General features: G+C 58.7%; 13 protein-coding genes and 1 pseudogene. 11 read left to right on the top strand and 3 right to left on the bottom strand.

The window, feature by feature from the left end; genetic code table 11:
- The first annotated feature begins 5 nt into the window (after window positions 1-5).
- Together NW816_RS13015 and gpmI are read left to right on the top strand one after the other, a co-directional pair.
- Window positions 6-524, top strand: a complete 519-nt coding sequence (locus NW816_RS13015) for a tetratricopeptide repeat protein (RefSeq protein WP_011434229.1) — start codon at window positions 6-8, stop codon at window positions 522-524.
- A 214-nt stretch (window positions 525-738) separates the two neighbouring features.
- Window positions 739-2331 carry a 2,3-bisphosphoglycerate-independent phosphoglycerate mutase gene (gene gpmI / locus NW816_RS13010; RefSeq protein WP_414409423.1) on the top strand — a complete coding sequence of 531 codons (1593 nt, stop codon included), beginning with the start codon at window positions 739-741 and terminating at the stop codon, window positions 2329-2331.
- Between the two features lie 14 nt (window positions 2332-2345).
- Here the strand turns inward: gpmI and NW816_RS13005 are convergent, their stop codons facing one another.
- Entirely contained in the window at window positions 2346-2660 is a 315-nt protein-coding gene (locus NW816_RS13005) for a hypothetical protein (protein WP_414330481.1), read from the bottom strand.
- Complete coding sequence (locus NW816_RS13000) at window positions 2657-3244, bottom strand: DUF3177 family protein (protein WP_011434226.1); 588 nt, start codon at window positions 3242-3244, stop codon at window positions 2657-2659. Before NW816_RS13000 ends, NW816_RS13005 begins: the two co-directional genes overlap by 4 nt.
- Before the next feature lie 830 nt (window positions 3245-4074).
- Between NW816_RS13000 and NW816_RS12995 the strand changes: the two genes are divergently transcribed.
- The 8 genes from NW816_RS12995 (at window position 4075) to NW816_RS12960 (ending at window position 10021) form a co-directional block, all read left to right on the top strand.
- Window positions 4075-4479, top strand: coding sequence for a hypothetical protein (locus tag NW816_RS12995; RefSeq protein WP_238376806.1), 405 nt, complete (start codon window positions 4075-4077; stop codon window positions 4477-4479).
- 5 nt (window positions 4480-4484) lie between these two features.
- A complete protein-coding gene (gene atpB / locus NW816_RS12990; protein ID WP_414330483.1) occupies window positions 4485-5231 on the top strand; it encodes a F0F1 ATP synthase subunit A in 747 nt (248 codons plus the stop codon).
- Window positions 5232-5452: 221 nt separating this feature from the next.
- Window positions 5453-5698, top strand: a complete 246-nt coding sequence (gene atpE / locus NW816_RS12985) for an ATP synthase F0 subunit C (RefSeq protein WP_235280127.1) — start codon at window positions 5453-5455, stop codon at window positions 5696-5698.
- Between the two features lie 102 nt (window positions 5699-5800).
- Window positions 5801-6274: a F0F1 ATP synthase subunit B' gene (locus tag NW816_RS12980; protein WP_414349846.1), complete on the top strand. Its 474-nt coding sequence runs from the start codon at window positions 5801-5803 to the stop codon at window positions 6272-6274.
- 35 nt (window positions 6275-6309) lie between these two features.
- Entirely contained in the window at window positions 6310-6873 is a 564-nt protein-coding gene (locus tag NW816_RS12975; protein WP_414357036.1) for a F0F1 ATP synthase subunit B, read from the top strand.
- 20 nt (window positions 6874-6893) lie between these two features.
- Window positions 6894-7442 carry an ATP synthase F1 subunit delta gene (atpH, locus tag NW816_RS12970; RefSeq protein ID WP_414357038.1) on the top strand — a complete coding sequence of 183 codons (549 nt, stop codon included), beginning with the start codon at window positions 6894-6896 and terminating at the stop codon, window positions 7440-7442.
- Window positions 7443-7485: 43 nt separating this feature from the next.
- A complete protein-coding gene (gene atpA / locus NW816_RS12965; protein ID WP_011434218.1) occupies window positions 7486-9006 on the top strand; it encodes a F0F1 ATP synthase subunit alpha in 1521 nt (506 codons plus the stop codon).
- A gap of 70 nt (window positions 9007-9076) precedes the next feature.
- A complete protein-coding gene (locus NW816_RS12960) occupies window positions 9077-10021 on the top strand; it encodes a F0F1 ATP synthase subunit gamma (protein WP_011434217.1) in 945 nt (314 codons plus the stop codon).
- Between the two features lie 5 nt (window positions 10022-10026).
- On the opposite strand, the gene NW816_RS12955 is transcribed toward NW816_RS12960, so the two are convergent.
- Entirely contained in the window at window positions 10027-11748 is a 1722-nt protein-coding gene (locus NW816_RS12955) for an ABC transporter permease (RefSeq protein ID WP_414409422.1), read from the bottom strand.
- Between the two features lie 176 nt (window positions 11749-11924).
- On the opposite strand from NW816_RS12955, the pseudogene NW816_RS12950 reads away from it, so the two are divergent.
- Window positions 11925-12606, top strand: a pseudogene (locus NW816_RS12950) (RNA-guided endonuclease TnpB family protein); the annotation flags it as partial.

Genomic DNA, 12606 nt, shown 5'->3' with positions numbered 1-12606 from the left:
GCAAAATGGGCGTTAACGTTCCCCTCCTGTATTTGGTGGCTCTGGCCAGTATCCTCGGCGTGGCGGGCTTCTTTGTCCTGCGGGAGGTGCTGCGGGTACGGGCCCAGGAAAAGGTCATCCGTGAGCTGCAGCCCCGCCTGAGCAAAGGCAAGGGATCCCCGCAGGAGCACTACGAGTTGGGCAGCGTCTATTTGCAAAAAGGCCTCTACGACCAGGCGGTTGCCCAGCTTAAAAAAGCCCTAGAAGTGGCCGGGGAGAACATTCCCCCCGTCTGCAACGCCCTCGGTTTTGCCTACTTCAGCCAGGGGCAGTACGACTTGGCCATCCGTTACTACAAGGATGCCGTGGCTGCGGATCCCGGTTATGTAACTGCTTGGAACAATCTGGCCCATGCCTATGAGAAGAAAAATCTCTATGGCCCAAGCCTGGAAGCTTACGAAACTGCCCTGAAGTTGGATCCCCGAAATGCCATTGCTAAGCGGCGCTCGGAGTCTCTGCGCAAACGGTTGCAGCCCAGCCCCTGAGGATCCCATCTGCAATTCCATCCGCAGAAATACTCTTGACCGCGGCACAGTTGTGCATAGGGGTTGGCGCTAAAGACTCCATCCTGCCTCTATAGGCACCTCCTTATCCTCTCAAAAGAAGATTGAAATATTGAAATCTTGAGCGTAAATGTAAGATCCGGTATCGTGTTGCCTGGGCTGGTATTATGTCTTCAATAAAATGAGAGGCCATTTCATGGATTCGCAATCGGTAGCACCTGTGGTTTTGGTGATCCTGGATGGCTGGGGTTATCGGGATGCTCTCGATGGCAACGCGGTGCTGGCTGCGGAAACCCCTGTCCTGGATAGCCTTTGGGCTGCCTATCCCCACACCCTGCTGCAAGCTTCGGGTCGGGCCGTGGGCCTGCCGGCAGGACAGATGGGCAACTCTGAAGTCGGGCACCTGACCTTGGGGGCAGGGCGGGTGGTGCCGCAGGAATTGGTGCGCATCAGCGACGCGATAGAGACAGGATCCCTCTTCCAGGATCCCTTGTTGATGCAAGTTTGTCGCCAGCTCAGAGAGCGAGGGGGCCGTTTTCACTTCGTTGGCCTTTGCTCCGAGGGGGGGGTTCACTCCCACATCGACCATCTCTATGGGTTGCTCAAGCTGGCGGCCCAGGCTGAGATTCCGGCCTATGTCCACGCCATCACCGATGGCCGCGACACCTTGCCCCGCGATGGTGCCAGGGTTCTGGCCGCCCTGGAAAAAGAGCTGCAATGGCTGGGCAATGGCGTCATCGCCACCCTGAGCGGACGCTACTACGCCATGGATCGGGATCGCCGTTGGGAGCGCACCCAAAAGGCCTACGAGATCATGACCCAAGACGGCCCTGGCCGTGGACAAAGCGCCGCGGAGGTGATGGAAGCTTTCTATGCCCAGGATCTCACAGACGAGTTCATCCCGCCCACCCGCCTGGCTCCGGGGGCTGTGCAGCCGGGAGATGCGGTGCTTTTCTTCAACTTCCGCCCAGATCGCGCCCGCCAACTTACCCAAGCCTTTGTCTGCCCAGACTTTTCGGGTTTTCAACGCCCCTTGCTGCCGGCTCTCACCTTCATCACCATGACTCAGTACGAGGCGGATCTGCCGGTGCAGGTGCTGTTCAAGCCCCAGAACCTGAATCACCTGCTGGGCCAAGTGGTGAGCGAGGCCGGCCTCAAGCAATTGCGCATTGCCGAGACGGAAAAATACGCCCATGTCACCTACTTCTTCAACGGCGGCATCGAGCAGCCCTTCCCCGGCGAAGATCGCATCCTGGTGCAAAGCCCGCTGGTGACCACCTACGACCAGGCGCCGGAGATGTCGGCAGTGGAAGTGACCGACAAGGCGATAGAGGCCATCGCCCGCCGCGAATACAGCCTCGTGGTGCTCAACTATGCCAACCTCGACATGGTAGGTCACACTGGCAACTACGAAGCCACCATCCGCGCCCTGGAAACGGTGGATCGCTGTTTGGGCCGGCTGCTGGCGGCAGTGGTAGATGCGGGAGGCACTACTTTGATCCTGGGGGATCATGGCAATGCAGAGCTGATGTGGGATGAGAACGGCAACCCCTGGACGGCCCACACCACCAACCCCGTTCCCTGCATTCTGGTGGAGGGGGAAAGGCGCAAAATCCCCGGCTGTGGCGGCGATGTCAAGTTGCGCTCCAACGGCACTTTGGCTGATGTGGCCCCCACCCTGCTGGAGATCTTGGGCCTGCCTCAGCCCCCCGAAATGACAGGACGTTCGCTTTTGCAGCCGGCAGAATACACCATCCTCCAGCGGCAACCCAGTCCTGTGGGGCGGTAGGTGCCAGGGATCCCTTACTCCGTCACTGGGATCCCTTCTTGGGCCAGCCATGCTGTTAGCTCTCCCCAGTTGCGATAGACAGCCAGAACCCGTGAGCGATCGGGGTGATAGGGGGCAGCCAAGCGCTCCAACTGCAAAAAGCGGGCCTGGGGAGGGATCACCGCCGCTTCGGGATCGGGGGGAGTGGGTCGGCGCAAGGAGCTGCTGTAGCCGCGGTAGATCAGCACCAGATCAGACTCTCCCTCGCTTTCCACCTCCACCCGCAGCACCTCTTGCGGGTGGTCTTGGCTATAGCGCTCCAAGGCCAAGGGCCAAGGCAGGGCCCTCATGCTTCCAGTTCCCCCTTATCAGTTCCAGGCCGCAGCCGCCAGACAAAGTAGAGGCTGTAGAGCAGGTAGGCCACCAGCCCCCAGGCCCCCACGCTCCCCAGCAGCTCCGGCGATACATTGGGATGGAAGATCTCCCGAAACCCCAGCGGTGGCCCAAACCAAGCCCGGCACTCCTCTGGCAGAGAAGTGCGGAAAGCACAGGGCACAAAGGCCCCCGAAAAGAGGATCCCGGCCCCCATATAACCAGTCAGGCCCCACCGCCAGAGCAAAAAGGCTCGCGCCGCCCAGGTTCTCGACTGCTCGAGAGCAGCACTCCAGTCCCGCCAAAACCAAAGACAAACCAAGATCAACAGCCGCGCCATTGCTCCACTGAGAAAGCTGACGGGCAGGCCCCCAATCATCAGGTACACCGTCACCGCCAAGAGGCTCGATACCCGCCAATAAACGATCAATAGCTGAATCAAGGGCCGCAACCCCACCGCAAAAGCCCAAATCAGCAGTAGCAAAGGCATCACCACAGTCAGCGCCACTGCTAAACGGTAGTCCAGCCAGATCGCATCCACTAGCCAACTCTGGGGAGTCATCCTCAGCCTCTGCCACTCCTGACCTTTAGTATATGAAAGCTGCGGGATCCAAGACGGGATCACGGAGAGTTACCGAAAAAACTGGGTTTAAAGCCCCGCCCTAAGGCATACGGCCCGCTGACGCGACCAGGGCGGCTTTGTGCTACGCTGCTTGCAGCGGCAGGGTAGTCAACCGCTCTAAACACCCAACAGTCTCACGACTGGATGCAGCCTCAATAGGTTTTGTAGTTGTTGTTTGCAACGGTACCTTTGGGCAAAAGGGAACTGCCCCGCATTGGCGTCAGCGGCGCGGAGCGCTTGGGGGAACGCCTGGGGAGATGAGCACCGCTGTCGTGGAGGGGCAACCCGATACGGTGAGTGCTGTCGCAGAACCAGGAACCAAAATCCCCTGACTTTAGACAGGTTTAGACAGGGGAGTATGTCAAACCAGAGAGTTTTCAGAAAGTTTTCTGAGTTTGCCGCTGCCGATCCGCGGAAGTGGTAGATTCTTAGCTAGATCCTCAGAAGAGTATCCCTGTCGTTCGGAAGGCTGGCTGCCTGTCTGAGCGACCAGCGGAGTCTCCTTCAGACCTTGGCCCAACTTAATCTCATTAAGTATTGTTACTTAATCGTGTTATCTTGGGTTAAGGTCAAACCTTGAGAGGCATGACCTCGAAACCATGGCCCGTTCTTCCAGACTCCTCTCTCACAGTTCTACCCGTTGGAAGGCGACCCAGTGGAAGCCCAGACCACTGCCTCCCTTGGAGAATGCACCTCCTTCTCCGAAGCGGGAGGAAGAGACAGGGGATCCAGTTGCGTCAGAGCCACCCCTTGCCCTGGGGAAGCCCGATTTGGCGAGGAAGGTGAAGGGTGGAGCTAGGGGGGCAGCAGTTGCTGGCAGCGGGAGCTATGAAGCGCTGCAGCTATGGCTGGTGCTGGTTACCTTGGGGGTAAGTCTGGCCATTGCCGTGGGAGTGGCCCTGGTTTACTCTCTGGGGGTAGCTGCCAACTACTTGCTGGGGGCGGTTGTTGGCGTGGTTTATCTGCGCATGCTGGGCCGCGGCGTAGCGGAGCTGGGCAAAAGCCGCAACCGTTTGGGGGTGACGCGTTTGGCTCTGTTTGTCGGGCTGATCGTTTTAGCCACTCAGGTGAAGTCTTTACAGATATTGCCCATTTTCCTGGGGTTCATGACCTACAAGGTCACCCTGCTCATTCATCTTGTCCAGACCTTGACCCGTTCATCTTCTTCTGTGTGATGCCCATGAACCTGTCCTTCTCCTCTCCTCCTCTTTTGGCAGAACTCGAGGTCGGCCATCACCTTTACTGGCACCTGGGCAAATTCACGGTTCACGGGCAGGTTTTGATCGCGAGCTGGATCGCCATTGCCCTGATCTTGACGGTGGTCATTTTGGGCACCCGTCAACTGCAGCGGGAGCCGGCTGGCCTGCAAAACTTTGTCGAGTATGCCCTGGAATTTGTGCAAAGCATTGCCCGAGCCCAGATTGGCGAGAAAAACTTCCGGCCCTGGGTACCCTATGTCGGCACCTTGTTCCTGTTTATCTTTGTCTCCAACTGGATGGGCAACCTCTTCCCGTGGAAGCTGATTCCTCTGCCGGAAGGGGAGCTGGCCTCTCCCACCAACGACATCAACACCACTGCTGGCTTGGCGCTGCTCACCAGCATCATGTATTTCGTAGCCGGCATCAGCAAGCGGGGGCTGTCTTACTTCAAAAAATACATCGAGCCTACCCCGATTCTGCTGCCCATCAATGTTTTGGAAGATTTCACCAAGCCCCTCTCCCTGAGTTTCCGTCTGTTCGGCAACATCCTGGCCGAAGAGCTGGTGATAGCGGTGTTGGTGTTGCTGGTGCCTCTGTTTATCCCAGTGCCGGTGATGATTTTGTTTCTGTTTACGGGGGCAATTCAGGCTTTGATCTTCTCAACCCTCTCGGCAGCTTACATTGGAGAGGCGCTGGAAGGTCATGGAGGAGGGGATCACCACGATTGATCCCGCTGGTCGGTCGATCCATCTTGAACCTTTTCGGGAGGATCATCTCAAATGGGTCAGCGCAAGGGATCCCTTCTTTTGGTAAGGTTTGTTGGGGCTGACAGATTGGTTCTGAAAGCCGCCGACAAGGGAGTGATTTGAGGCTGTAGTGTATCAGACCCGATCACCTCTGAAGCTCAAGAGACGTTGTTGTTGTGTCAATCACCAAGGAGCATCTCACTATGGATCCGTTAACCTCTGCTGCTTCTGTTCTGGCTGCTGCTCTGGCCATTGGTCTGGGATCCCTGGGTCCTGGGATCGGACAGGGGAACGCCGCTGCTGCTGCGATGGAAGGGGTGGCCCGCCAACCTGAGGCGGAAGACAAGATCCGCGGCAACCTGCTGGTTAGCCTGGCCTTCATGGAAGCTCTGACCATCTACGGCTTGGTGGTGGCTTTGGTGCTCTTGTTTGCCAACCCCTTCGCCTAGTGTCCTACGGGGGCGGGCCGCAGCGATGGCCGAGGTGAGCCATATCCGCCCCCCAACCCGGCCTGACGGTAGACCTAAGTTTCTGTTGGGGTCATAACACCCATGCTCTTCCAAACTCTATTGGCTGTTGAAGCGGCTGAAAAAGGTGGTCTTTTCGATCTGGATGCCACCCTGCCCCTGATTGCCATTCAGTTTTTGCTGTTGGTGGCAGTGCTCAACTCCCTCTTCTATGAGCCGGTTACGCGGGCTATCGACAGCCGCAGCGACTACATCCGCACCACTCAAGCGGAAGCCCAAGAGCGGTTGGACAAGGCGGTGTCGTTGACCCGACAGTATGAGTCTGAGATCAGCCAGGCCCGCTTGCAAGCCCAGCAGGTGATCGCTGAGGCAGAGGCTGCAGCTGCTCGCATTCGTTCCGAGAAACTGGCTGCTGTGCAGGCAGAGATCCAGCAGAAGCTGGAGGCGGCGCGGCTACAGGTCGAGCAAGAGAAGCAGGCAGCCCTCGAACAGCTGCAGCAGCAGGTGGATGCCATTGCCGCCCAGATTACCCAGAAACTGTTGGGCAGTGCTCGTTAGATCGCTGGTTGGAAGTACTTTTGGAGGAGCTTGCGATGCCTGTGTGGAGTTGGGTGGCCGGTTGGATCTTGGCTGTGGCCGAGACCACGGAGCTACTCCCAGAAGCCAAGGCAGGAGAGGGGGATCTCTTGGCCAAGATTCTCGAGAGCAACCTGATCAACATCGCGATCATTCTCACCTTGCTGTTTATCTTGGGTCGCAAAGTGGTGGGAGAAGCCCTGGCCAAGCGGCGGGAGGGGATCCTAGAAGAACTGCGGCAGGCGGAGCAGCGCAAACAGGAAGCCATCGAGAAGCTGGCGGATCAGCAGCAAAAGCTGGCCCAGGCTCAGCAGGAGGCTGAACGTATCCGCAAGCAGGCGGAAGCCAACGCCGAAGCCCGTCGGCAAGAGTTGTTGGAGCAGGCGGAGCGGGAAGTTGAGCGGCTGCGGGCCAATGCCGAGAAAGAGTTGTCTAGCGAGCAGGAGCGGGTTTTTCAGGAGTTGCGTCGGCAGATCGTTCGCCAAGCCTTGAGCAAGGTGGAGCAGGAGCTGCCGCAGCACCTCAACGAAGAGACCCACCGCAGCCTGATCGAGAAAGGGATCCAAATGATTGCCCGCTAACTCTCAAGGAGGAGAAAGGTATGATCAGCAGCACAATGGCTGAGAAGGTGGTGGATCCCTATGCCGAGGCTCTCATTGCTCTTGGGTCAGGCCAGGGATTGCTGGACACTTTTGCCGCCGATATGCGCTTTATTGCCGAGGTTTTGCGGGCTACGCCGGAGCTGGGCCAGTTTCTCGCCAACCCGGTGATCAAGGCCGAGGCCAAAAAGAACCTGCTGCAGCAAGTATTTGCCGAGCAGATCCACCCTCTGCTGCTCAATGCTCTGCAGTTGTTGACCGACCGCCGCCGTATCATGTTTCTCGGGGCCGTCTGCCAGCGCTTTTTGGATCTGCAACGGAAGCTCCAGAACATTGTCCTGGCCGAAGTGACGACGGCGATACCCTTGACGGAAGCTCAGCAGCAGTCAATTCGCGAGCGGGTGATGGACTTCACCCAGGCCAGCGGTGTGGAGTTGCAAGCCACTCAGGATCCGGAGCTGCTGGGAGGGGTGGTCATCAAGATTGGATCCCAGGTGATCGACCTCAGCTTGCGTGGACAGTTGCGCCGGCTTGCCTTGCAGTTGGCCTAAGTTGGTTTTTGAGGATCCCTTCCCATTACTTGAGAGGACTGCTATGCCTACCATTCGCCCAGACGAGATTAGCACCATCATCAAACAGCAGATCGAGCAGTACAACCAGGAGATGCAGGTCTCCAATGTGGGGACAGTTCTGCAGGTGGGGGATGGCATTGCCCGCATCTACGGTTTGGATAAGGTGATGGCCAGCGAGCTGCTGGAATTTGAGGATGGCACCACCGGTATTGCCCTCAACCTGGAAGAAGACAACATCGGTGCCGTGCTGATCGGCTCCGGGCGAAATATCCAGGAGGGATCCACCGTCAAATCTACGGGCAAAATCGCCAGCATCCCGGTTGGGGAAGCCCTCTTGGGCCGCGTGGTGGATCCCCTGTGCAACCCCCTCGACGGCAAAGGCCCGATCCAGTGTACGGAGTCTCGCCTGATCGAATCTCCGGCACCTGGCATTGTCGATCGCCGCTCCGTGTACGAGCCTCTGCAAACCGGCATTACCGCCATCGATGCCCTGATTCCCATCGGGCGGGGGCAGCGGGAACTGATCATCGGCGACCGCCAAACCGGCAAGACCACCGTTGCTGTGGACACAATCCTGAACCAAAAAGGGCAGGATGTGATCTGCATTTACGTGGCCATTGGCCAGAAGCAGAGCACCATCGCCCAGGTGGTGGGCATCCTGACCGAGCGAGGGGCTATGGACTACAGCATTGTGGTGGCTGCCGGCGCCGATAGCCCGGCCCCGTTGCAGTGGCTGGCCCCCTACTGTGGCGCCACCATTGCCGAATACTTCATGTACCAGGGCAAACACACCCTGGTGGTCTATGACGACCTCTCCAAGCAGGCGGTGGCTTATCGGCAAATGTCGCTGCTGCTGCGCCGTCCACCCGGTCGGGAAGCTTATCCTGGGGATGTGTTCTACCTGCACTCGCGGCTATTGGAGCGAGCCGCCAAGCTGAGCAGCCAACTGGGAGAGGGATCCATGACGGCACTGCCGATCGTGGAAACCCAGGCCAATGACGTGTCGGCCTACATTCCCACCAATGTTATCTCCATCACCGATGGGCAGATCTTCTTGGAATCGGATCTGTTCAACGCTGGCATCCGCCCGGCCATCAACGTCGGGATTTCCGTCAGCCGCGTCGGCTCGGCAGCTCAGACCAAGGCGATGAAAAAGGTGGCTGGCTCCATCAAGGTGGAACTGGCGCAATACCGCGATCTGGAGGCCTTTGCCCAATTTGCCTCTGACCTGGATGAGGCTACCCAAAAGCAACTGGCCCGCGGCCAACGGCTGCAGGAGTTGCTGAAGCAGCCACAGTACTCTCCCCTGTCTCTGGATCAGCAGGTGGCCATTATCTATGCGGGGACGCGAGGCTATTTGGATGACATTCCGGTGGAGAAGGTCTCCAGCTTCAAACAGGGCCTTTTGGCTTACCTGGGCACCACCCATCCCAAGTATGGCGAGATCGTCCTCTCCACCAAGCAACTCACCGACGAGGCAGAAGAAATCTTGAAAACGGCCATCACAGAGTTCAAGCAGAGCTTCGTGGCCAAGGCGGCCTAGGGTGACGCGGATCTCTGTCAACCACCGTTCGCGTTAGCAGGACGGAGTCCTTAAATAGAGGGAATAGGTTATGGCAAATCTCAAGCGTATCCGCGATCGCATCAAGGCGGTGAAAAACACCCGCAAAATTACCGAGGCCATGCGGCTGGTGGCAGCAGCTCGGGTGCGGCGCGCCCAAGAGCAAGTGATGGCCACCCGTCCCTTCGCCGACCGGCTGGCCCAGGTTTTCTATCGACTGCAGACGCGGCTGCGACTGGAGGATGTCAACTTGCCTCTGCTGAAGCAGCGGCCCATCCAGACGGTGGGGCTGTTGGTGGTGGCCGGGGATCGGGGCTTGTGCGGAGCCTACAACGCCAACGTGATTAAGCGCACCGAGGAGCGGGTTCGCGAGCTGCAGGAGACAGGGCAGCAGGTGCAGCTTTACCTGGTGGGCCGCAAGGCGGTGCAGTATTTCCAGCGGCGCTCCGCTCCCATCGCCAAGACCTACGTGAATTTGTCGCAGATCCCCACGGCGGCTGAGGCTGCCCAGATTGGGGATCAGCTCCTGGCGGCCTTCTTGTCGGAGAAGGTGGACAAGGTAGAGCTGCTCTATACCCGCTTTGTCTCTTTGATCAGCTCCCGTCCGGTGGTGCAATCCCTGTTGCCCCTCGATCCGTCGCGGTTGGCCACTCAAGACGATGAAATTTTTCGTCTTTTGGTGCGGGGCGGAGAGTTTACTGTCGAGCGCAGCAAAGTCATCGCAGCGGTCTCGGCCCCACCTCAGGACATGATCTTTGAGCAGGATCCCGTGCAGATTTTGGATGCACTGCTGCCGCTGTACCTGAACAACCAGTTGCTACGGGCCTTGCAGGAGGCGGCGGCCAGCGAATTGGCAGCTCGCATGACGGCCATGAACAACGCCAGCGACAATGCCAGCGAGCTCATTCGCACGCTGGGTCTTGCCTACAACAAAGCTCGCCAGGCGGCTATTACCCAGGAGATCCTGGAGGTGGTGGCCGGAGCGGAGGCCTTGTAGGGTTCTCAAAGGAGATCCCCTGAGGAGCCGAGGTTGCGTTGCCGCGCCATCTGGGAGTTGAGCAGAACCACCGGCAAAATCCCCACTAAGACAATGGCCAAAGCCGGTGCCCCTGCCTCCGCGAGACGCTCATCGGCTGCCAAGCGGTAGGTTTGCACCGCCAAGGTGTCGAAGTTGAAGGGCCGCAGCACCATCGTGGCCGGCAGCTCCTTCATCACATCCACAAATACCAGCAGCATGGCCCCCAAGATGCCACCGCTCATCAAGGGCAAATGCACCCGCCAGAGGGTACCCAGGGATCCCTGCCCCAGGCTGCGGGCTGCCTCATCCAAACTGGGGGGAATGCGCAGCAGCGTGGCCTCAACGGTGGCCAAAGAAACGGCCAAAAACCGCACCAGATAGCCGAACACCAAAGCCGTGAGGGTACCGCCGATCACCAGGCCGGGTGGCTGTTGCAGCACCACCTGCCGCAGGTAGCTCAGCAGTTGATCCAACCACCCTAGGGGAATCAGAACCCCCACCGCGATCACCACTCCCGGCAGCGCGTAGCCCAGAGAAGACAACTGCACCGCCAGCCGCAGGCCCCACGGGGATCCCGCCCGTCCTAGCCCCTGCATGCGCAGCCCGTAAAGCACCACCACCGACACGGAAACGGCAATGACAGCCGTGATGGTCGATAGCAGAAAGCTGTTCTGGGCGTAGCTCCAAAAGCGGCGACCCAACTCCCCCTGCCGCAGGGTCATGTGGAGCAGGATCAAGGCCGGCACGACGAAGCCCAGCCCAATCGGGATCCCACAGGCTAGCCAAGCCCCCACCGCCCGGATCCCTTGTAGGCGGTAACGGGTTGGGGTGGGTTTGAACCCTTGGCGATAGTAGCGCGCCCGTCGGCGGGAGAATTGCTCCACCGCCATCAGCAGCAACACCAGCAGCAACAGCAGCGCCGAAAGCTGAGCCGCCGCCACCGGATTGCCCAGGGCCGTCCAGGTGCGGTAGATGCCGGTTGTAAAGGTATCTACCCCGAAATAGCTGACGGTGCCGAAATCGTTGAGGGTTTCCATCAAGGCCAGCAGACAGCCGGCCACGATCCCCGGTCGGGCCAGCGGCAAAGCCACCTTGAAAAAGCTGGCCCAAGGCCCGTAGCCCAAGGAGCGGCTTACCTCTAAGCAGGCCACCGATTGCTCCTGAAAGGCCAGCCGGGCCGAGAGGTAAACATAGGGATAGAGGGTGAGGATCAGCAGCAGGATCGCCCCCCACAACGAGCGAATGTTAGGGAACCAGTAGTCGCCGATCCCCCAACCCGTAATCCGCCGCAGCCAGATCTGGAAACCGCCGGTTACCTGCAAAAAATCGGTGTAGGCGTAGGCCAACACATAGGTGGGGGCCGCCAGGGGCAGCACCAACATCCACTCCAGCCAGGCCCGCCCCCAAAACTGACACATGGTCACCAGCCAGGCAGTGCCACTGCCCACCAGGATGACCCCCGCCGCCACCCCTGCCATCATCACCAGGCTATTGCGCACATAAAGCCCCAAGACCGTATCGGCCAGGTGCTCCCAAACCTGCCGCTCGTCCGCAAAAAGGCTGAGCAACACCGTCAGAGTGGGAATCAAAAGTAAGCCCGTCAATGCCAAGGTCAGCAGCGTCCAACTGCTGAGCCAGCGCGGCCAACCCCCCTTGAGAGGATGGTCAAGGCGTTTACCCAGATTCAGCCAAGTCAACTTTTCCATCAACTACAAAAGTGCTCCCCACCGCTGACGCGAATGAAACCTGCAGGATCTCGCAAAGACTTTTTCTTTACCATTTCCCAATTGTCAGCTAGAAGGCACAGGAGCCCTCCCCTTTGCCTACAGTGCAAGGACCGGGAGGAATTCGGAGTCATAATGAGTCATAATATAACCTAACTATGACCCAAGTCCTGACCATTTCCTGCAAGCTCAAGGTGTCTGAGTCGCAAGCCGCAAAGTTGGACGCGACCTTGGAGGCTTTCGGCCACGCCTTGAACTGGGTCAACCAAAACAAACCCGAGAAGGTCGCCAACGCCGTCAAACTTCAATCTCTGGGCTACCACCAAATCCGTGCCCGGTTCGGCTTGTCCAGTAACTTGGCTCAACAGGTATGCAGACAGACAGCGTCTGCCCGCAAGGTGGCACAACAGAAAAACCGCCCGGTCAAAGCGTTCAAGGGTGGCTTTGCTACCTATGATGCTCGTATCTTTTCGTTCCGCGAGAAAGACTGGACGGTGTCGCTGACCACGGTGGAGGGTCGAGAACGCTTTGAGCTGGCAATCGGTCATTACCAGAGAGAACAGTTGGCGGGCTCCAATCCCAAATCTGCCACTCTGGTCAAGCGCAAAGGTTCCTACTCCATCCAGATTTGCGTGGAAGCAAAGCCACCAGAACAGCAGAACACCGCTCAGGTGCTGGGGGTGGATTTGGGAAGGACGGATATTGCCCATACGTCAGAGGGGGGCAACTGGAATGGACAGCAGTTGAACAGAGTCCGAGACCACTACTCCCGGTTGAGGGCGGTACTCCAACGCAAAGCCAGTAAGGGCACACGCAGTTCGCGGCGCAGATGCAGAGAAC

This window comes from Synechococcus sp. W55.1 (assembly GCF_047461655.1).
Lineage (GTDB): Bacteria > Cyanobacteriota > Cyanobacteriia > Thermostichales > Thermostichaceae > Thermostichus.
This window is presented reverse-complemented; position numbering and strand designations above follow the sequence as displayed.